Annotated in this window: 18 protein-coding genes; 9 read left to right on the forward strand and 9 right to left on the reverse strand. The window is 69.6% G+C overall.

The features are described from left to right. Positions 1 to 22: 22 nt before the first annotated feature. Complete coding sequence (locus AOK17_RS03395; protein WP_107102285.1) at positions 23 to 772, forward strand: ABC transporter permease; 750 nt, start codon at positions 23 to 25, stop codon at positions 770 to 772. A gap of 25 nt (positions 773 to 797) precedes the next feature. Here AOK17_RS03395 and gad read toward each other — a convergent pair whose 3' ends face one another. Beyond that, positions 798 to 2204, reverse strand: coding sequence for a glutamate decarboxylase (gene gad, locus AOK17_RS03400; RefSeq protein WP_055610764.1), 1407 nt, complete (start codon positions 2202 to 2204; stop codon positions 798 to 800). 184 nt (positions 2205 to 2388) lie between these two features. Between gad and AOK17_RS03405 the strand changes: the two genes are divergently transcribed. Then, positions 2389 to 3150 (forward strand): MerR family transcriptional regulator, encoded by a 762-nt coding sequence (locus AOK17_RS03405; protein WP_055610765.1) that lies wholly within the window; start codon positions 2389 to 2391, stop codon positions 3148 to 3150. 84 nt (positions 3151 to 3234) lie between these two features. On the opposite strand, the gene AOK17_RS03410 is transcribed toward AOK17_RS03405, so the two are convergent. Further along, positions 3235 to 3600, reverse strand: a complete 366-nt coding sequence (locus tag AOK17_RS03410; protein ID WP_055610766.1) for a YbjQ family protein — start codon at positions 3598 to 3600, stop codon at positions 3235 to 3237. A 139-nt stretch (positions 3601 to 3739) separates the two neighbouring features. Here AOK17_RS03410 and AOK17_RS03415 point away from each other — a divergent pair, with 139 nt between their 5' ends. After that, the gene (locus tag AOK17_RS03415; RefSeq protein ID WP_055610767.1) at positions 3740 to 4753 is read left to right on the forward strand and encodes a DedA family protein; all 1014 of its coding nucleotides are present in this window, start codon (positions 3740 to 3742) and stop codon (positions 4751 to 4753) included. Between the two features lie 99 nt (positions 4754 to 4852). Here the strand turns inward: AOK17_RS03415 and AOK17_RS03420 are convergent, their stop codons facing one another. Both AOK17_RS03420 and AOK17_RS03425 read right to left on the reverse strand, forming a co-directional pair. Continuing rightward, on the reverse strand, positions 4853 to 6508 hold the full coding sequence (locus AOK17_RS03420; RefSeq protein WP_055610768.1) for a threonine/serine exporter family protein: 1656 nt from the start codon (positions 6506 to 6508) through the stop codon (positions 4853 to 4855). 106 nt (positions 6509 to 6614) lie between these two features. After that, entirely contained in the window at positions 6615 to 7106 is a 492-nt protein-coding gene (locus AOK17_RS03425; RefSeq protein WP_055610781.1) for an inorganic diphosphatase, read from the reverse strand. Positions 7107 to 7185: 79 nt separating this feature from the next. On the opposite strand from AOK17_RS03425, the gene dacB reads away from it, so the two are divergent. From dacB to folE, 6 genes are all read left to right on the forward strand, one after another. Beyond that, positions 7186 to 8772, forward strand: a complete 1587-nt coding sequence (dacB, locus tag AOK17_RS03430) for a D-alanyl-D-alanine carboxypeptidase/D-alanyl-D-alanine endopeptidase (protein WP_055610769.1) — start codon at positions 7186 to 7188, stop codon at positions 8770 to 8772. A gap of 156 nt (positions 8773 to 8928) precedes the next feature. Further along, a complete protein-coding gene (locus AOK17_RS03435) occupies positions 8929 to 10053 on the forward strand; it encodes a zinc-dependent metalloprotease (protein WP_055610770.1) in 1125 nt (374 codons plus the stop codon). Positions 10054 to 10226: 173 nt separating this feature from the next. Then, the gene (tilS, locus tag AOK17_RS03440) at positions 10227 to 11288 is read left to right on the forward strand and encodes a tRNA lysidine(34) synthetase TilS (protein ID WP_055610771.1); all 1062 of its coding nucleotides are present in this window, start codon (positions 10227 to 10229) and stop codon (positions 11286 to 11288) included. 107 nt (positions 11289 to 11395) lie between these two features. Then, on the forward strand, positions 11396 to 11956 hold the full coding sequence (gene hpt / locus AOK17_RS03445; protein WP_055610772.1) for a hypoxanthine phosphoribosyltransferase: 561 nt from the start codon (positions 11396 to 11398) through the stop codon (positions 11954 to 11956). A 212-nt stretch (positions 11957 to 12168) separates the two neighbouring features. Next, positions 12169 to 14208, forward strand: coding sequence for an ATP-dependent zinc metalloprotease FtsH (gene ftsH / locus AOK17_RS03450; RefSeq protein WP_055610773.1), 2040 nt, complete (start codon positions 12169 to 12171; stop codon positions 14206 to 14208). Positions 14209 to 14355: 147 nt separating this feature from the next. Next, on the forward strand, positions 14356 to 14961 hold the full coding sequence (gene folE, locus AOK17_RS03455) for a GTP cyclohydrolase I FolE (RefSeq protein WP_055610774.1): 606 nt from the start codon (positions 14356 to 14358) through the stop codon (positions 14959 to 14961). Between the two features lie 120 nt (positions 14962 to 15081). On the opposite strand, the gene AOK17_RS03460 is transcribed toward folE, so the two are convergent. The 5 genes from AOK17_RS03460 to folP all read right to left on the reverse strand — a co-directional run bounded on the left by AOK17_RS03460 (position 15082) and on the right by folP (position 18192). Further along, the gene (locus AOK17_RS03460) at positions 15082 to 15567 is read right to left on the reverse strand and encodes a DUF3180 domain-containing protein (RefSeq protein WP_055610775.1); all 486 of its coding nucleotides are present in this window, start codon (positions 15565 to 15567) and stop codon (positions 15082 to 15084) included. A gap of 46 nt (positions 15568 to 15613) precedes the next feature. Beyond that, a complete protein-coding gene (gene folK, locus AOK17_RS03465) occupies positions 15614 to 16222 on the reverse strand; it encodes a 2-amino-4-hydroxy-6-hydroxymethyldihydropteridine diphosphokinase (RefSeq protein WP_055610776.1) in 609 nt (202 codons plus the stop codon). Next, complete coding sequence (gene folB / locus AOK17_RS03470) at positions 16219 to 16578, reverse strand: dihydroneopterin aldolase (protein WP_055610777.1); 360 nt, start codon at positions 16576 to 16578, stop codon at positions 16219 to 16221. Before folB ends, folK begins: the two co-directional genes overlap by 4 nt. Before the next feature lie 235 nt (positions 16579 to 16813). After that, a complete protein-coding gene (locus AOK17_RS03475; RefSeq protein ID WP_055610778.1) occupies positions 16814 to 17317 on the reverse strand; it encodes a nuclear transport factor 2 family protein in 504 nt (167 codons plus the stop codon). After that, complete coding sequence (folP, locus tag AOK17_RS03480; RefSeq protein WP_079052770.1) at positions 17314 to 18192, reverse strand: dihydropteroate synthase; 879 nt, start codon at positions 18190 to 18192, stop codon at positions 17314 to 17316. The genes AOK17_RS03475 and folP overlap by 4 nt, the downstream gene beginning before the upstream one ends. Between the last annotated feature and the right edge of the window lie 163 nt (positions 18193 to 18355).

The following is an 18355-nucleotide window of genomic DNA, read 5'->3' on the forward strand; positions in this document are numbered from 1 at the left end:
GGCCGTCACCGACTCCTGGACCATGACCCGCCGCGAGCTCGCCCACTGGGCGCGGCAGCCCTTCCAGGTCTTCGTGGGGCTGGCGTTCCCCGTGATGCTCCTGCTGATGTTCGGCTATCTGATGGGCGGCGGCAGCGGCATCTCGGGCGACTACCGCGAGTACCTGGTGCCGGGCATGTTCGCGCTGACCATGGCCTTCGGCCTGGACGCCACGATGGTCGCGGTCACCCAGGACCTCAACAAGGGGGTGATCGACCGGTTCCGGTCGATGCCGATGGCCGTCGGCGCCGTGCTCGTGGGCCGTTCGGCCGCGGACATGCTGCAGTCGGCCCTCTCCCTGGTGGTCCTCGTCGGCGTCGGGCTCGCGGTCGGCTGGACCTGGCACGGCTCGTTCGCGGCCTTCCTGGGCGCGCTCGGCCTGCTGCTCCTGCTCCGGTTCGCGATGCTGTGGATGGGCATCCACCTGGCCATGGTCGCGGGCAAGCCCGAACTGGTGGTCACCGTGCAGATCCTGGTCTGGCCGGTGAGCTTCCTCTCCAACGCCTTCGCCACCCCCGAGTCCATGCCGGGCTGGCTGGGGGCGACCGTCGAGTGGAACCCCATGTCCGCGACGGCCACCGCCGTCCGTGACCTGTTCGGCAACGAAGGCGGCGCCGCGAGCACCTCCTGGGCGGCGGAACACGCCCAACTGCTGGCGGTGCTCTGGCCACTCGCCCTGATCGCGGTGTTCTTCCCATTGGCGGTACGGAGGTTCGGAGCCCTGAGCAAGTAGCGGGGGAGGGGAGGCGGCGGTCGGCTCAGTGGTGGAAGCCGGTCGCCGCCCCCTTGTCCCGGGCCAGCGGATGCTGCTGCTCGCGCAGTTCGGGCAGCAGGCTGCCCAGGTCCTCCACGAACAACTCGGCGAGGTCGGACGAGAACCCGTTGCGGCACACCACCCGCAGCACGGACAGGTCCTCACGGTTCTCGGGGAAGGTGTACGCCGGCAGCAGCCAGCCACGCTCCCGCATGCGCCGGGACACGTCGAAGACGTCGTACGCGGTGATGTCCGGAGCCGTTGTGAAGGCGAACACCGGCAACTGATCGCCCCGCGTGAGGAGACGGAAGTCGCCGAGCGCCTCGACCCGCTCGGCGAGCCCCATGGCGACGTCCCGCGTCGTCTGCTGAACGGCCCGGTAGCCCTCGCGGCCCAGCCGCAGGAAGGTGTAGTACTGCGCCACGACCTGCGCCCCCGGCCGGGAGAAGTTGAGCGCGAAGGTCGGCATGTCACCGCCCAGGTAGTTGACCCGGAAGACCAGCTCCTCCGGCAGCTCGGCGGCCGAGCGCCACAGCGCCCAGCCGACACCCGGGTAGACCAGGCCGTACTTGTGCCCCGAGGTGTTGATGGAAGACACGCGCGGCAGCCGGAAGTCCCAGACCAGGTCCTCGTCGAGGAAGGGGGCGACCATCGCGCCGGACGCGCCGTCGACGTGGACGGGGATGTCCAGGCCGGTGCGCGACTGCAACTCGTCCAGGGCTGCACAGAGTTCGGCGATCGGCTCGTACGATCCGTCGAAGGTGGAGCCGAGGATGCCGACGACGCCGATGGTGTTCTCGTCGCAGAGTTCGGCGGCGGCCTGCGGGTCCAGGTGGAAGCGGTCGCCCTCCATGGGCACCAGGCGGGGCTCGACCTCCCAGAAGTTGCAGAACTTGTCCCAGCAGACCTGGACGTTGACGCCCATGACGAGATTGGGGCGGGCCCCCGGATACCGGTCGGCGTTGCGCTTGGCCCAGCGGCGCTTGAGCGCCATGCCCGCGAGCATGCACGCCTCGCTGGACCCCGTCGTCGAACAGCCCACGGCGGCGGACGGATCCGGCGCGTTCCACAGATCGGCGAGCATCGCCACACACCGCCGCTCCAGCTCGGCCGTGCGCGGGTACTCGTCCTTGTCGATCATGTTCTTGTCGCTGCACTCGGCCATCAGTACGCCGGCCTGGGGTTCCATCCAGGTGGTGACGAAGGTGGCGAGGTTGAGGCGGGAGTTGCCGTCCAGCATCAGCTCGTCGTGCACCAGCTGATACGCGGTGGAGGGCGGCAGCGGCCCGTCCGGCAGCCGGTGCTGGGGCGGGGCCTCGGTCATGCCGCTGACCGGGTTCGCCTCCCCGTAGAAGGGGTTGACGGTCGCGGAACGCTTGTCGGGCTGCTCGGGGCCTTTGTGCAGCGGCATGGGTCCTCCGGTCGGTGGGGTCGGGCCTCCATGGTGGGCCACCACTCCGTCATAAGCGGGTAAAACCGGCATGGCACCCGGTGGATTCGGATCTGGTGGACTCGGCGTGCGGATTCCGGCTTGCACCTCACGTGACGTGAGGCCCCAGCCTGAGGTGCGTACCGAAAGGGAGGGAGCGGAGACGATGAGCTACTCCGTGGGACAGGTCGCCGGTTTCGCCGGGGTGACGGTGCGGACGCTGCACCACTACGACGAGATCGGGCTGCTCGTGCCGAGCGAGCGCAGCCACGCGGGTCACCGGCGCTACGGCGACGAGGACCTCGACCGGCTGCAGCAGATCCTGTTCTACCGGGAGCTGGGCTTTCCGCTCGACGAGGTCGCGGCCCTGCTCGACGACCCGGAGACGGACCCGCGCGCGCATCTGCGCCGCCAGCACGAGCTGCTGACCGTCCGGATCGAGAAGCTGCAGAAGATGGCCGCGGCCGTGGAGCACGCCATGGAGGCACGCACGATGGGCATCAACCTCACACCCGAGGAGAAGTTCGAGGTCTTCGGCGACAAGGACCCCGAGGAGCACGCGGAGGAGGCCGAGCGCCGCTGGGGCGGCACGGAGGCGTACGCGGAGTCGCAGCGCCGCGCCGCCCGCTACACCAAGGACGACTGGAAGCGCATGCAGGCCGAGGTCGCCTCCTGGGGCGAGCGCTACGACGCCCTCATGGAGGCCGGCGAGCCCGCCACGGGCGAGCGGGCCATGGACATGGCCGAGGAACACCGGCAGCACATCGGCCAGTGGTTCTACGACTGCTCGTACGAGATGCACAAGGGCCTCGGCGAGATGTACATGTCGGACGAGCGGTTCAAGGAGTTCTACGACTCCATGCGCCCGGGGCTCGCCGAGCACCTGAGGGACGCGATCACGGCGAACGCGGCACGGCACGAGGCCTGACGGCGGGCGGCAGGCAGTAGGCGGCAAGGGGTAAGGGGCGTTCGCAATGGCGGGCGCCCCTTACCCCGTACCGCCGTCGCCCGCCTACTCCTTCACCATCACCACGGCCGTGCCGTAGGCGCACACCTCCGTCCCGACGTCCGAGGCCTCGGTCACGTCGAAGCGGAACGCCAGCACACCGTTGGCGCCCCGCGCGCGTGCCTGCTCGACGAGCCGTTCCATCGCCTGGTTGCGGGTCTCCACCAGCGTCTTGGTGAGCCCCTTGAGCTCGCCGCCGATCATCGACTTCAGACCGGCCCCGATCTGGCTGCCCAGATGCCTGGAGCGCACGGTCAGCCCGAAGACCTCACCGACGACCTGCTCGACCCGGTAGCCGGGCACGTCGTTCGTCGTCACGACCAGTACGTCGGGCTGGGGTCCCTGACCGCCGCCGTATTCTTCGATTCCCATGGCTCACAGCTTTGTCCCAGTCGGGGCACAGTGCATCCTGTAGGAGCCGGTGGAACCTGGACCCTTCATGCTGCGTTGATAACTTTGGTCGGCCACACCCTCGCCTGCCGCATCCACCACCCTTCAGGAGTCCGGAATCGTGACGACGACGCTTGCCATCGGCCCAAGCTGGTTGGATCCGGACTACCTTCTCGACTCGTTCGGCATCTGGGGCCTGCTCCTGATCGTCTTCGCCGAGTCCGGCCTGCTCATCGGCTTCTTCCTGCCGGGTGACTCCCTGCTGTTCACGGCGGGTCTGCTGATCACGTCGAACCAGCTGGACTTCCCGCTGTGGGCCGCCGTCGTCCTGATCTGCATCGCCGCGATCGTCGGCGACCAGGTGGGCTACATGTTCGGCAAGAAGGTGGGGCCGTCGCTCTTCACCCGCCCGGACTCCCGCCTCTTCAAACAGGAGAACGTGGTCAAGGCCCACGAGTTCTTCGAGAAGCACGGCCCCAAGTCCCTGGTCCTGGCCCGCTTCGTGCCCATCGTGCGTACGTTCACGCCGATCATCGCCGGCGTCAGCGGCATGAAGTACCGCTCGTTCCTGATCTTCAACGTGGTCGGCGGCATCCTCTGGGGCGCGGGTGTCACGCTGCTCGGCTCCTGGCTCGGCCAGATCGACTTCGTGAAGAAGAACATCGAGCCGATCCTGCTCCTGATCGTCTTCATCTCGGTGGTCCCGATCATCATCGAGTTCATGCGGGCCCGCGGTAAGTCGAAGAAGAACCCGCAGCAGCAGCCCCCGGCGGGCCACATGCCCCCGGCGGCCCCCGCCATGGACGACCAGACGACCCAGCTCCGCCGCATCCCCCCGGCCCACGAGAACGGCCAGGACGACTACTACGGCAACGGCAACGGCCACAACAACGGCCAGAACCAGCAGTACCAACAGCAGCCCTACGCCCCGGACCAGGGCTACGACCAGAACTACGGCGGCTACCCCCAGGGCCAGGACCAGTACGCCCAGCAGTACCCCCAGGGCCAGAACCAGGGCTACCCCCAGAACCAGCAGCAGTACCCGCAGGACCCGTACCCCCAGGACCAGAACCAGGGCCAGCAGTACCCCCAGAACCAGGGCTACCCGTACGGCCAGAACTACCCGCAGAACTGACGAACGCAGCTCAACTGAACCGCGCCCCATTAGGGGCGCGGGGCCGTGACATTTGCGGCTCCGCCGCGTGGGTGCACCCAGCCACGACCAGCCCGCACCTCAGAACCCGCGGGTCCTCTTCGCAGCCCTCCGCGCCCCCGCAGACGCCCCAGGCAACCGCAGGAACAGCCGGGAAATCTCGGACCCCAGATTCACCCCGATGGCAATGGCCATCGCAAGGGCGGCGGCCTTGGTGAGCGACACCAGCCCCTCGTCGACATCGTTCTGAGCGATCGCCAGCAGCCCGAAATACGTGGCCGACCCTGGCAACAGGGGCCCGATCGCCGCGGTGGTGTAGGGCAGCGCCGAAGCGAACCGGTACCGCGACAGCAGCTGCCCGAACAGTCCCACGAGCCCGGCCGCCGCGGCCGTGGAGGCGACGGGCGAGATCTCGCCCACGTAGTGCATGGCCCCGTACACGCTCCACGCGACGCCCCCGTTGAGCGTCACGATCAGCACGGTGGAACGTTCCTGCTGGAGCAGCACCGCGAAGCAGAGCGTCAGGAGCATCGACGCGGCGATCTGCCACCCCGGCCGGTTGGAGGACTGCAGGGCCGCGTCCGGATTGAGCTCGGCGCCCAGCTTCACACCGAAGTACAGGATCACGAGGACGCCGATGACGATGCCGACGTAGAAGTACATGACTTCCAGAAGCCGGGCCGCCGCGGTGATGTAGTAGCCGGTCAGCCCATCCTGCACGCCCGCCACCAGCGCCCGCCCGGGCAGCAGCGCGAACAGCCCACCGGTGATGACCGCGGACGCCCGCACGTCGACGTGGGCGATCGTGAGCGCGGCACCCATCGCGGCGGCCGGCATCGCGGCCACCGTGAACTGGTAGAACTCCGGCAGCCCGCGCCCCGCGCACAGCCACGCCAGCCGGTCGCCGAGCATCGCGCCGATGGCTGCCGCGACGAACACGATCGCGTCACCGCCGACGAGCACGGAGGCCGCGCCCGCGAGGCCCCCGGTGGCCATGGTCAGCAGCCAGCCGCTGTACGGGTGCCGGTTGCGGCGGATCTCCGCGAGCCGCCGGTAGGACTCCTCAAGGGAGACCTCGGTCTGGTCGTCGCTGATGTCGTCGACGAGCTGGTAGACGGCCGCCAGACGCGTGTAGTCGGTGCCCCGGCGCCGTACGGTCCGCGACGCGGTCACCGGGTCCTCGACCAGCGACGGCTGGTACGAGATGGACAGCAGTGTGAAGGTGACGCCCGGCTCGCAGCGGTCGAGGCCGTACGAGCGGCAGACGGCGAACATCGCCGCCTCCACGTCCTCGGCGCCCTCGCCGCCCGCGAGCAGCAACTCACCGATACGCAGGGTCAGGTCGAGCACGCGCGGAACGGCCGGACCCTCGTCCTCCGTCTTCTGCACGGTCTCGGGGACGGGCCGCTCGGCGACGGGCATGCGCAGCATCGTGCGCATCCGGTCCTGCCAGGGGACGTCCTTGGTGAGATCGACGCGCGGTATGCCGGCGGGCGGGGTGAAGGCGGGCGGCGCGTGCTTCGAGCTGTACGTCCGCGGCATGCTGAACGCGGACCCCTCCGAGTCGGTGGCGGGCACCTGCGGGACGCCCAGCCCCTTGGGGAGCGCGAACTCCGACGTCGTCGAGGACTCCTCCTCGACCGGCACCGGCTGCGCCACCACACCGGCGGGCGGGACGAACGCGCTCCTCGCCTCGTCCGACTGCGGCTTACGGTCTTCCGCCTCCGGCTCGGTCACCCACGACTCCTGAATCGCACATTCCAGTACGCCTCAGTATGCGCACTGACAGACAAAGGGGCCGCGCGACCCCGCGGGGGTCACGCGGCCCTCAGGCCACAGGGGGTCAGTGCCCGCCCTGTTCCTTGGCACGCTTGTAGGACCGCTCGATCTCGGCCTCCGCGTCCGTACGGCCCACCCAGTTGGCGCCCTCGACGGACTTGCCGGGCTCCAGGTCCTTGTAGACCTCGAAGAAGTGCTGGATCTCCAGACGGTCGAACTCCGACACGTGGTGGATGTCCCGCAGGTGCTCCACGCGAGGGTCGTGCGCGGGCACGCACAGCAGCTTGTCGTCGCCACCGGCCTCGTCCGTCATACGGAACATGCCGATGGTGCGGCACTGGATGAGACAGCCGGGGAAGGTCGGCTCGTCCAGGATGACCAGCGCGTCCAGCGGGTCGCCGTCCTCGCCGAGGGTGTTCTCGACGAAGCCGTAGTCGGCCGGGTAACTGGTCGAGGTGAAGAGACGACGGTCCAGACGGATCCGACCGGTCTCGTGGTCCACCTCGTACTTGTTCCGTGAACCCTTCGGAATCTCGATCGTGACGTCGAACTCCACCGGTGGCTCCTCCATGATCAGCACATAGTTCTGGTGGTTAAGTGTCCCTCACGCAGGTGTGTGATCGCGAAAGGGGCTGGTGGTCGTGCCAGAGCTGAAGGCTTGGCGGGCCGCGAGACCGCATGTGGTGCGGGTCGCGCGGTCCGTGAGACCGCAACTCGTACGGGCCGTGGAAGCGGTGAAGCCACCGCTCGTCCGGGCCGCGGGAGCCGTGAAGCCGCTGGTCACAAGGCCGTCGACCGTGCAGTTCACGGCGGGCTCCGCCACCCTCGGACTCGTCGTGGCGGCCACCGTGGTCACTGCGGCCGGGCCCTGGGACTCCACCGGTCAGCGTACGGCGGAGCGCGAGTGGGCCGCATCGCAGGGGCGCGCAGGTGGCGCAGATCACGGTCATGTGTCCGGTACGTCCGGAAAGGCGCCGGCGCCCGCTCCCAGCGCCGCGTCCGTGCTCACCGGGCTCGGCGGCTCCGTCGGCGCCGGGCCGTCCCCCACGGAGAAGGCCCTCGCCGACGTCCTCGGCCCGCTCCTCGACAACGCCGCGCTCGGCACCGAACGTACGGCGGCCGTCGTCGACCTGGCCACCGGAAAGCGCCTGTACGGCAAGGGCGCGGACGACGCGCTGACCCCGGCGTCCACCACGAAGATCGCCACGGCCGTCGCGGCCCTCACCGCCGCGGGCGCGGACCACCGCATCGCGACCCGCACGGTCCTCGAACCCGACTCCAAGAAGGTCGTCCTCGTCGGTGGCGGCGACCCCACGCTGACCGCCCGCAAGGACGCGCAGGGCAACGCGAGTCTGCGCACCCTCGCCGACAGGACCGCCCGCGCCCTCAAGGACCGCAAGACCGACGAGGTGACCCTCTCGTACGACACCTCGCTGTACGAGGGCCCCGACGTGCACCCGATCGGGCTCGACAACACCAACGTCGCCCGGGTGACCGCCCTGATGGCCGACGAGGGCCGTCTCGACGACACCTCCAGCGGCACCGCCAAGCGCACCGAGGAACCGGCGGCCGACGCGGCGAAGGAGTTCGCGGACCTGCTGGAGGACCGCGGCATCAAGACCGCGGACCCCGTCCCCGCCAAGGCGACCGACCGCGCCAAGTCCCTCGCCGCGGTGAAGTCCCCGCCCCTGTCCGCCCTGGTCGAACGCATGCTGACCAACAGCGACAACGACATCGCGGAGGCCCTGGCCCGCCAGACGGCCGTCGCCGCGGGCGAGCCGGCGAGCTTCAAGGGCGGCGGCGCCGCCATCCGCAAGCAGCTGAAGAAGCTGGGACTGCCCCTCAAGGGCGCGGAGTTCGCCGACGGCAGCGGCCTGGACCGTGCCGACAAGCTCACCGCGGACCTGCTCACCGCCCTGCTGGCCAAGGCCGCCGACCCGGCCCACCCCGAGCTCCGCGCGGCCCTCACGGGCCTCCCCGTGGCCGGTTTCACCGGCACCCTCAGCACGCGCTACGCCGGCCAGCCCGGCACCGGCCTCGTACGCGCCAAGACGGGCACCCTGACCGGCGTACACACCCTGGCGGGCACGGTCGTGGACACCGACGGCCACCTCCTGGCCTTCGCCTTCCTGACGGCATCCGACCCACCCACCGAGCCGACGGCCACCCAGAAGGGCCTGGACGCCCTGTCCTCAACGCTGGCGACCTGCGGCTGCAACTGATCCGGGGGCGCCCCTTCAGGGGCGCGGAGAGCTGCGCGCCCAGCCACGGCCGACGCGCACATTTTCCACAAGGGGGTACCCCTACGGTTTCCACAAGAGGCACCCCTGCGGTCCACTCCCTGCCCCAAGCGGCAGCGCTCACGTACGGTTGACTGCATGACGAGCATCGGTGGTGCGGAGATGGTCGACTGGAATCTCGCGGTGGCGACCGCGACCCGGCTGGTAAGGCCGGGTCCAGAAGTGAGCCGCGACGAGGCCAGGGCCGTCGTCGCGGAGCTGCGCCGGCACGCGAAGGCCTCGGAGGAGCACGTCCGCGGCTTCACGCGGATGGGCGGCGACGACCTCCACGACACTCCCATCCTCGTCGTCGACCGCCCGGGCTGGGTCCGGGCGAACGTCGCCGGGTTCCGGGAACTGCTCAAACCGCTGCTCGACAAGATGCAGGAACGTCGCGGCAGCACCCCCGGCGGAGCCGTCCTGGGCGCCGTCGGCGGCAAGGTCACCGGCGTCGAGCTGGGCATGCTGCTGTCCTTCCTCTCCTCCCGGGTCCTCGGCCAGTACGAGACGTTCGCCCCGGCCACTCGCGAACTCCCGGCCGGCGAGAACGGAGGGGGCAGGCTCCTCCTGGTCGCGCCGAACATCGTGCACGTGGAGCGCGAACTCGACGTACAGCCCCACGACTTCCGGCTCTGGGTCTGCCTCCACGAGGAGACCCACCGCACGCAGTTCACGGCCGTGCCCTGGCTGCGTGACCACCTGGAGGGCGAAATCCAGTCTTTCTTGGGAGAGACCGAGGTCGACCCCATGACCGTTCTGGAGCGCGTCCGTGAGGCCGCCCAGTCCCTCGCGGGCGGCCGGCCCGAGGGCGAGGAGGGCGACGACCAGCGCTCCATCGTCGAGATCGTGCAGACCCCGGCCCAGCGCGAGATCCTCGGCCGGCTGACCGCCGTGATGTCCCTCCTGGAGGGCCACGCCGACTTCGTCATGGACGGTGTCGGCCCCGCAGTCGTCCCGTCCGTCGCCGAGATCCGCGAGAAGTTCCAGCAGCGACGCGCCCGCGGCGCCTCCCGCCTGGACCTGGCCCTGCGCAAGCTCCTCGGGCTCGACGCCAAACTGCGCCAGTACCGCGACGGGGAGCGATTCGTACGCGCGGTCGTGGACGAGGTCGGCATGGACGGCTTCAACCGGGTGTGGACCTCTCCGAACACGCTCCCCACCAAGACGGAGATCGCCAAACCGGCGGACTGGGTCGCGCGGGTGCACCGTAAGGCAGAGTCGTGAATTGAATCCGGCCGACGGCAGGTGAACGCCCCTCCAATCACCCGTCCGAGGGACCGTGAGCGATGGGTAGGCGTGCAATGCTCGGGGAACGGCCCAGTTCTGTCACCATCTACACACTCTGAGTGACCGAACCTCGGGCTCACCCCCCGACAATTTCATGAAGGGAACCGGACATGGGTCCCCATCCTGCGGTCGCGGCGATACGCCTGGCGGTCCGCCGCGTGCTCCATGACGTCCTCACCGATCACACGCCCTCCCCTGACGCCACCTCCGCCCCCTCCGCCTCCCCGGGCACCTCGCACGAGCAGCCGCCCCCGCCGCTCGTGCTCGTCGCGTGCTCCGGCGGCGCCGACTCCATGGCGCTCGCCTCCGCCCTCGCCTTCGAAGCCCCCAAACTCGGCATCCGCGCCGGCGGTGTCACCGTGGACCACGGTCTGCAGCCCGGCTCCGACCTGCGTGCCGCAGAGGTGGTGCTGCGCCTCAACGAACTCGGCCTGGCCCCGGTCGAGTCCGTGGCCGTCACCGTCGGCCGGGAGGGCGGGCCCGAGGCCGCGGCCCGCGACGCCCGCTACGGCGCCCTGGACGCCGCCGCCGAGCGCCACGGCGCCGCCGCGGTCCTGCTCGGCCACACCCGCGACGACCAAGCCGAAACCGTCCTGCTCGGCCTGGCCCGCGGCTCCGGCATCCGTTCCCTGTCCGGAATGGCCGCCGTCTCCGGAGGGCCGGGAGCCGCCCGCCGCTACCGCCGCCCCTTCCTGCACCTCGACCGGCAGACCGCCCGCAAGGCCTGCATGGTCCAGTCCCTGCCCGTGTGGGACGACCCGCACAACGCCGATCCGGCGTACACCCGTTCCCGGCTGCGCCACGAGGGACTGCCCGCCCTGGAGAAGGCGCTCGGCAAGGGCGTCGTCGAGGCACTCGCCCGTACGGCCCAGTTGTCCCGTGACGACGCCGACGCGCTCGACGCGTGGGCGGGTCAGGCCGAGGCGTCCGTGCGCGACGCCACGGGCCTCCTGGAGTGCGCCAAGCTGTACGCCCTGCCGCCCGCCGTGCGCCGCCGTATCCTGCGCCGCGCCGCCATCGAGGCCGGGGCGCCCGCCGGTTCGCTGTTCGCCCGGCACATCGAAGAGGTCGACCGGCTGATCACCGGATGGCGCGGTCAGGGAGCCATCAACCTCCCGGGCAAAGTCGTCGCCCAGCGGCAGGGTGGCAGACTGGTGATTCGGCAAGGCTGAAAAAGGGTTCCCCTTCGGGGAGCGACCCGCCCCGGAGGGCAACCCCTTCGGGGAGCGGCTCCTCTTCGGGGAGGGCCGGGAAGCAGCCGGTGGGACGACCGAAAGTGATGCGGGTGGACGCGAAAGACCTGGGCACCGACCTCCAGTCGGTGCTCATCACCAAGGAAGAGATCGACGCGAAGCTCGGCGAGCTGGCCGCGAAGATCGACGCGGAGTACGCGGGCAAGGACCTGCTGATCGTCGGTGTCCTCAAGGGCGCCGTGATGGTCATGGCGGACCTGGCCCGGGCCCTGTCCACCCCCGTCACGATGGACTGGATGGCGGTGTCGTCGTACGGGGCGGGCACCCAGTCCTCCGGAGTGGTGCGGATCCTCAAGGACCTCGACACCGACATCAAGGGCAAGCACGTCCTGATCGTCGAGGACATCATCGACTCCGGGCTCACACTCTCCTGGCTCATCTCCAACCTGGGTTCCCGCGAGCCCGCGTCGCTCAAGGTGTGCACGCTGCTGCGCAAGCCGGAGGCCGCGAAGGTCGCGATCGACGTGGAGTGGGTCGGCTTCGACATTCCCAACGAGTTCGTCATCGGGTACGGCCTCGACTACGCGGAGAAGTACCGGAACCTGCCGTTCGTCGGTACGCTCGCGCCTCACGTCTACGGCGGCTGAGGCACCCTGGAGGGACGGCGTCCCACTGAGGGGGGTCCAACCCCTGTAGGACGTACGGGAACCCCAGCGGGTTTCGCGCCGTTGGAGCATGCGTAGACGGGTTTGTCAGCCGGACCGCGCAGCTTCGGGTGACAATGCTGAGGTACCGTCCGAAGAACAGTCTTATCAAACTCACTATGGCAGGAGGGACGGGGCGGCACCGCTCCGTATGGATGGACGTGAAGCGATACTTCCGTGGGCCGGTCATGTGGATCGTGCTGGCCGTCCTTGCCGTGGTCGTGTTGATGCAGGTCGTCGGCTCGTCCGGTGGCTACAAGACGGTGGACACAGGCCAGGTCGTCCAGGCGATCAATGACAACAAGGTCCAGCAGGCCAAGCTCACCACCGGCGACGAGCAGGTCATCAAGATCGAGCTCAAGGACGGTACAAAGGTCGAGGGCAGCTCGAAGATCCAGGCGAGCTACATCGGCGACCAGGGCGTGGCCCTGGCCACCACCCTCCAGGACAAGTACCAGAACAAGCAGATTCCGGACGGCTACACGGTCTCGCCGACCAAGCAGAACGCTTTCGTCGGCATCCTGCTGTCCCTGCTCCCCTTCGTCCTCATCGTCGTCGTCTTCCTGTTCCTGATGAATCAGATGCAGGGCGGCGGCTCCCGGGTCATGAACTTCGGGAAGTCCAAGGCGAAGCTCATCACCAAGGACACCCCGAAGACGACGTTCGCCGATGTGGCGGGCTCGGACGAGGCGGTCGAGGAGCTCCACGAGATCAAGGAGTTCCTCCAGGAGCCGGCGAAGTTCCAGGCCGTCGGCGCGAAGATCCCCAAGGGTGTGCTCCTGTACGGGCCTCCCGGTACGGGCAAGACGCTGCTCGCGCGTGCTGTCGCGGGTGAGGCGGGCGTCCCGTTCTACTCGATCTCCGGTTCCGACTTCGTCGAGATGTTCGTCGGTGTCGGTGCCTCCCGGGTCCGTGACCTCTTCGAGCAGGCCAAGGCGAACGCCCCGGCGATCGTCTTCGTCGACGAGATCGACGCGGTCGGCCGCCATCGCGGCGCCGGCCTCGGCGGCGGTCACGACGAGCGCGAGCAGACGCTGAACCAGCTGCTCGTCGAGATGGACGGCTTCGACGTCAAGGGCGGTGTGATTCTCATCGCCGCCACGAACCGTCCGGACATCCTCGACCCGGCCCTCCTGCGCCCCGGCCGCTTCGACCGCCAGATCGCGGTCGACCGCCCGGACATGCAGGGCCGTCTGGAGATCCTCAAGGTCCACCAGAAGGGCAAGCCGGTCGCTCCGGACGTCGACCTGGGCGCGGTTGCCCGGCGTACGCCCGGCTTCACGGGCGCCGACCTGTCGAACGTGCTGAACGAAGCCGCGCTGCTCACCGCACGCAGCAACCTGAAGCTCATCGACAACAACATGCTCGACGAGGCGATCGACCGTGTGGTCGCGGGCCCGCAGAAGCGGACCCGGATCATGTCGGACAAGGAGAAGAAGATCACCGCGTACCACGAGGGCGGACACGCCCTGGTCGCGGCGGCTTCTCCGAACTCCGACCCGGTCCACAAGATCACGATCCTCTCCAGAGGCCGTGCTCTCGGCTACACGATGGTCCTGCCCGACGAGGACAAGTACTCCACGACCCGCAACGAGATGCTCGACCAGCTGGCATACATGCTGGGCGGGCGCGCGGCCGAGGAGCTCGTCTTCCACGACCCGACCACGGGTGCCGCGAACGACATCGAGAAGGCCACCGCCACGGCCCGCGCGATGGTCACGCAGTACGGCATGACCGAGCGTCTCGGCGCGATCAAGTTCGGCGGCGACAACACCGAGCCCTTCCTGGGCCGGGAGATGTCGCACCCGCGCGACTACTCGGAAGAGGTCGCCGCGCTCGTCGACGAAGAGGTCAAGAAGCTCATCGAGAACGCGCACAACGAGGCCTGGGAGATCCTGGTCGAGAACCGCGACGTGCTGGATGCGCTGGTCCTCCAGCTGCTGGAGAAGGAGACGCTGAGCAAGGAGCAGATCGCCGAGGTCTTCGCTCCCCTCATCAAGCGTCCGGCCCGCCCCGCGTGGACCGGTTCCTCCCGGCGCACGCCGTCCACCCGCCCGCCGGTGCTCTCCCCCAGGGAGCTGTCACTGACGAACGGGACGAACGGCGCCAGCCCCGCGATCACCGCGAGCACCAAGGCCTCCACCGAGGCGCTCCCGGTGACCGAGTCGGCCCCGGAGGACCGTTCCGAGAGCTGATCCAGGCTCGGGTGCGATACACCTCACCAGGTCCGGAACGAAATGCCGCGCCCCCCAGGTCTTAGCCTGGGGGGCGCGGCATCGTTGTATGCCCGAACATGAGACGCGTGATCCGTACGCGTCACAGGCTCAGGAACGAGGCACGAGATGACCGATCCCGTGACGCTGGACGGCGAGGGCACGATCGGCGAGTTCGACGAGAAGCGCGCCGAGAACGCCGTACGAGAGCTGCTGATCGCGGTCGGTGAGGACCCGGACCGTGAGGGGCTGCGGGAGACGCCGGGGCGGGTGGCCCGGGCGTACAAGGAGATCTTCGCGGGGTTGTGGCAGACGCCCGAGGACGTGCTGACGACGACGTTCGATCTCGGCCACGACGAGATGATCCTGGTGAAGGACATCGAGGTGTTCTCGACCTGCGAACACCATCTGGTGCCGTTCAGGGGCGTCGCGCACGTCGGGTACATCCCGAGCACGAACGGCAAGATCACGGGGCTGTCGAAGCTGGCGCGGCTCGTGGACGTCTACGCCCGCCGGCCGCAGGTGCAGGAACGGCTCACCACGCAGATCGCCGAATCCCTGATGGAGATCCTGGAGCCGCGTGGCGTGATCGTGGTGGTCGAGTGCGAGCACATGTGCATGTCCATGCGGGGGATTCGCAAGCCGGGGGCCAAGACCATAACGTCGGCCGTTCGGGGGCAGCTGCGGGATGCCGCCACCCGTAATGAGGCCATGAGTCTGATCATGGCTCGCTGAGCGCGGTGGGTCGCTTCGTGAGGTGGTCTTCCCTCGTGGGAACGCTTCGCGGTAAGTAGGTGCGGGCTCGTTGTGGCTGGGCGCGCAGTTCCCCGCGCCCCTTCTGGTGCGGGGCGGTGCTTACGTCGCGCGGGCCGTGCCGCCGTTCGTGTCGTCGTCCTCCGGGAGTTTGCAGACGCGCTCCAGGAAGAAGGCGGCCGCTATGACGGCGAGGCCCGCGAGGACGGAGAAGCCGGCGTAGATGGCCTGGTCGCGGCGGGCGGGGATGTCGAGGGACTCCAGGAGGAAGACGCCCGTGCCGCCGTACATACCGGCGACGAGGGCGGCCACGAGGGCGCTGGCCTGGCCGAAAACGACCGCTCGGGCCGCCATCATGGGGTCGACGCCCTTCGCGTCCGGGCGGCGCTCGCGCTGGGCCTTGAGACGGGCCCGCAGGGAGAGCGCCGTGGCCAGGAGCACGACGGCGATCAGAGCGAGGACGATGGGGGCGGCCAGCGGGACCCGGGGGAGTGTCCCGACCGAGTTCCACAGGCGGGCACCCGCCCAGGACAGCAACCCGGCGACGAAGAACACCGCGGCCAGCGTCCTGATGCGCAGCTCTTTCACATTGCCCCTTCGATCGACCCGCCTGTGTGCGTCTCGACCTTAACGACTACTCGGGCAGCTGGAGTTCCAGGTCGGCGCGGGGCGCGACACCTTCCCTGGGGACGTCGGCGAGCAGGTGCGCCACGGGGCCGCGGCCGGGGAGCTGGGCCTCGGGCTCCACGTCGTACCAGGGGGCCAGGACGAAGGCGCGCTCGTGGGCCCGGGGGTGCGGGAGGGTCAGGACCGGGTCGTCCGAGACCACGTCCGCGTACGCCACGATGTCCACGTCGATCGTGCGGGGGCCCCAGCGCTCGTCCCGGACGCGGTGGAAGGCCTCCTCGACCGCGTGGGCCCGCTCCAGGAGCGAGGAGGGCGGGAGGGTCGTCTTCAGCACGATCACCGCGTTGAAGTACGTCGGCTGGCTGCCGGGGTCCACGCCCCACGGCTCCGTCTCGTACACCGGAGAGACCGCCTTGATGCGGACGCCCGGGGTGTCCTCCAGGGCGTCGATGGCGCCCTGGAGGGTCTCCAGACGGTTGCCGAGGTTCGAGCCGAGGGAGAGCACGGCGCGCCTGGGGTTCTGCAGGGTCGTGTCGGCGGCGTCCACACGCTCCACCACGGAGGCGGGCACCGGCTGTACGGTCGGGTCGCTCTGGCCCTCGGTGAACGCGGTCATACTCGGCTCCGGGTGATGGTGACGGTCACGTCGTCGAAGGGGACCGTGATCGGGGCGTCCGGCTTGTGGACGCACACCTCGATCTCCTGGACCCCCTCGTGCTTGAGGCACGTCTGAGCGATGCGCTCGGCGAGTGTCTCGATGAGGTTCACCGGCTCGCCCTCGACGACGGCCACGACCTCCTCCGCCACGATGCCGTAGTGCACGGTCTTCGTGAGGTCGTCGTCGGCCGCGGCAGGCCGGGTGTCGAGGCCCAGCGTGAGGTCCACGACGAAGGTCTGGCCCTCTTCGCGTTCCTTGGGAAAGACACCGTGGTGCCCACGGGCCCTGAGGCCGCGCAGCGCGACACGATCCACGCGAATCACTCCTGCAATTGTCGGTAACGGCGGGCTTTCCCGAGTGCGGTCGGCAACACCAGCCTCATTCGAATCTACCTGCGAGCACTGACAGCGCTCGCCCACAGGGGGCTCGCCCCGCACGGGGAAAGGAGGGTTCATCGAGTGTTTTCCTGGGGGAACACGACGGCTAACGGGCTGGTAGCCGCCCATACCCCGGGCCGGTGATCTCAACCTCTGCTTGGCCCCTACCCACTCAAGCGGGCGACTCGTCCTCTTCTTCCTCGCCGGATTCGGCCAGTACGGGAGAGGCGTGGTGCGACCAGAGTTTCCAGCCTTCGGGTGTGCGGCGGAACACATTCGTGGCGACGACGAGCTGGCCCACGAGCGGGCCGAGTTCGTCGCTGTCCTCGGGCGACGGGCCGCCGCTGAGGATGTTCTCCGTACAGGTCACCAGGGCGGTGTCGCCGGTGACCGAAACGTGCACGTCGGTGAGGAAGAACTGGATGTACTCGGTGTTCGCCATGATCAGCGCGTACGACCTCAGGACCTCGCCGCGGCCGTTGAGCACCGGCCAGCCGGGGTGGACGCAGGAGACCTCGCCGGCCTGGGCGGGGTCGTGGAACTCCTCGTCGTGGCCCAGGTCGGACGGGGTCAGCCAGATCGACGACAGCTCCTCGAAGTCGCCCCGCTCCATCGCCTCGTAGAAGGCGGTGTTGGCGAGTTCGACCTGCTCGACGTCCGTGTGGGGGGCGCTCACCGGTCTCCCTCTGCGATCCGGGCGCCCTCCACGGCCCGGGCGACCCGGACGGCGTCGGCGGTGGCCCGAACCTCGTGGACACGGACGGCCCACGCGCCCTGATGCGCGGCGAGCGCGGAGACGGCCGCGGTGGCGGCGTCCCGCTCCCGGGCGGGCGGCGGGGCGCCCTCGGGGCCCGCCAGTACGCGGCCCAGGAACCGCTTGCGGGAAGCGGCCACCAGCACGGGGTGCCCGAGCTCCCGGAGACGGTCCAGGTGGGCGAGGAGGATCAGGTCGTGCTCGGCCTCCTTGGAGAAGCCGAGGCCCGGGTCGACGACTATGCGGTCCGCGGCGACACCGCCCGCCAGAACGGCCTCCACGCGCGCGTGGAGCTCGTCGATGACTTCGGAGACGACGTCCACGTACGACCCCCGTACGGTGCTGCCCTGGAGGAAGCCGCGCCAGTGCATGACCACGAAGGGGGCGCCCGCGGCGGCGACGGCCGGGATCATCGCCGGGTCGGCGAGGCCGCCGCTGACGTCGTTCACGAGGACGGCGCCGGCGGCGAGCGAGCGCTCGGCCACGGAGGCGCGCATCGTGTCGACCGAGACGGTGACGCCCTCCGAGGCGAGGCCCCGGACCACCGGGATGACGCGCTTGAGCTCCTCCGCCTCGTCCACACGGGCGGCGCCGGGGCGGGTGGACTCGCCGCCCACGTCGACCAGGTCCGCGCCCTCCGCGACCAGGTCGAGGCCGTGCTTGACGGCGGCGGTCGTGTCGAACCAGTGGCCGCCGTCCGAGAAGGAATCGGGGGTCACGTTCACGACGCCCATGACCGCGCAGCGGTCCCATTCCGGGAGTCCCGCGACTTGGCTGCGCCCGCTCCTTTTGTTCATGACCTCCAGCCTAGGCCCCCGGCGGTGAGCGGTTGGCCGCCCTTGGCGGGTGGGGTTCGTCTTGTTCGGCGGCTGATCGTCGTTTCAAGGCCCCGGCCTCGCCGACGGCCCCGGAAGGCAACCGACCGCCGCGCGGCGCGGGGGTCGGTTGCCTTCCGGGGCC

Source organism: Streptomyces phaeochromogenes (genome assembly GCF_001418655.1).
Lineage (GTDB): Bacteria > Actinomycetota > Actinomycetes > Streptomycetales > Streptomycetaceae > Streptomyces > Streptomyces phaeochromogenes.